Origin of the sequence: Streptomyces solincola, from assembly GCF_002982015.1 — a bacterium.
Classification (GTDB): Bacteria; Actinomycetota; Actinomycetes; order Streptomycetales; family Streptomycetaceae; genus Streptomyces; species Streptomyces solincola.
The window spans coordinates 1-1636 of record NZ_PVLV01000738.1 but is presented as its reverse complement, the minus strand read 5'-3'; the positions used below and the strand labels follow the sequence as shown (position 1 = coordinate 1636).

Genomic DNA, 1636 nt, shown 5'->3' with positions numbered 1-1636 from the left:
GCGGGGGGGGGCGGCCTGTCCGGGGCGGGCGGCGGTCTGCCGGGGGCGGGGGTGGGGTCTGCCCGGGGCCGGCGGCGGTCTGTCCGGGAGTGGCGGCGGCCCGCTCGTCGAAGCGGAGGGCGGCCCCGTCGGCGAGGGTGTGGCGGGGGCCCGGCGGGGCCGCCGGGGCATGCCCCGGGGCGGGGCCCGCCGCCGGTGCGCTCTCCGGGGCGGGGCTCCAGGCGGCGCCGGGGGCCGGCTCACCGGGCGGCGGGGCGCCGAGGGGCACCGTCGGGTTCTCCCGCGGCGGCGGGGGCACGGCCGACAGGTCGTACCCGCACACGCCGCAGAACAGGTCACCCGACTCCAGCGGCTCCGCGCAGCCGGGACACCTGGAGAGGGCCGCCGGCCGGTCCATCTGCGCCATCACTCACACCCAAGTCCGGGGGCGGACGCGGTTCGCCCGCTCCACCAACTCGATCCGCTCCTCGCCCCGCTGGGCCAGCCGGGCCAGCACCCGGTAGGAGCGCTCCAGACCCGCGCGCAGCCCGCGCTCGTCCGGTTCGCTGCCCAGCAGCGGCCACTTCGCACCGTCCGCACCGGGACTACCGGAGAGTACCCAGTCGAGTGCCTTGCCCAGTACCTCGGTGGCCAGTTGCTCCCGGCGTACCGCGTCCAGACCGAACCGCTCCAGTGCCGCCACCTCGCCGGCCGCCGCCGTCAGGTCGGCCAGCAGCGGCTCCCGCCCCGAGCGGCGCCGCAGCCGGGCCCGGACCGCGGCGACGCGCGCCGCGGTGTAGTGGATGGAGGACTCCGGCACCGACTCCAGAGTGCGCACCGCCGCCGACCGGTCGCCGGCCGCCAACTGGACGCGGGCCAGCCCGAACGCGGCGCTGACATGGCTCGGGTCGGTCGTCCACACCAGCCTGTAGTACTCGGCCGCGTTGTCCAGTTGGCCGAGCAGCTCGGCGCAGACCGCGAGCGCCAGCTTCGGCGCCGGCTCGCCCGGGAACGCGTCGTACAGCGCGTCGAAGGACAGCGCCGCCGTCTCGTCGTCGCCGGACGCCAGGGCCGCGACGCCCCGGTACCACACGACCCGCCAGTCGTCCGGCCGGTCGGCCTCCAGGCTCTCCAGGCCGCGCAGCGCCGGCTCGGTCTCGCCCATGTCCAGCCGGGCGCGCAGCTCCCGCAGCCGCAGCTCCACCGAGGCGCCGGGCGCGGTGCGCAGGGCGGCGATCAGCTCGGCCGGGGCCGAGGCCAGCAGACCGGCGAGGAAGCCGGCGTTGGGGTCGGACGGGTCCACGTGCGGAACGGGCAGGGCGAGCGCCGTCGCCCGGGCGTCCAGCTCGCCCAGCAGCGCGCCGGCCGCTGCGCCGCCGCCCGCCGCCGGGCCGGGTCCGGTGCGCTGGGCGGGGACGCCGCCCCTCGCGCCCGGGTGCGGCCGCGCCGCTCCGGTCGGCGGCCAGGGCGCGCCGGACGCGTGGGTCGGCCCGGCCGACACCGGGGCCGCGCCGGCGGTGTGCACCGCGGTGGCCAGCGCCGCGGGCGTCCCGGCGCCGGCCGCCGGGGCGGGAGCCGGACCGGTGGCGGAGACGGGAGGGGGACCGGAGACCGGGGCGGTGGCGGAGACCGGAGCGGGACCGGGAGCCGCCGGGCC

Annotated in this window: 1 protein-coding gene and 1 pseudogene; both read right to left on the bottom strand. The window is 80.2% G+C overall.

Annotated elements, in window-relative coordinates; translation table 11 throughout:
* Positions 1–406: pseudogene (locus C6N75_RS31185) on the bottom strand (serine/threonine-protein phosphatase); the annotation flags it as partial.
* Positions 407–409: 3 nt separating this feature from the next.
* Positions 410–1636: tetratricopeptide repeat protein (locus C6N75_RS31030; RefSeq protein ID WP_181160676.1), on the bottom strand; the 1227-nt coding region annotated here is incomplete at its 5' end.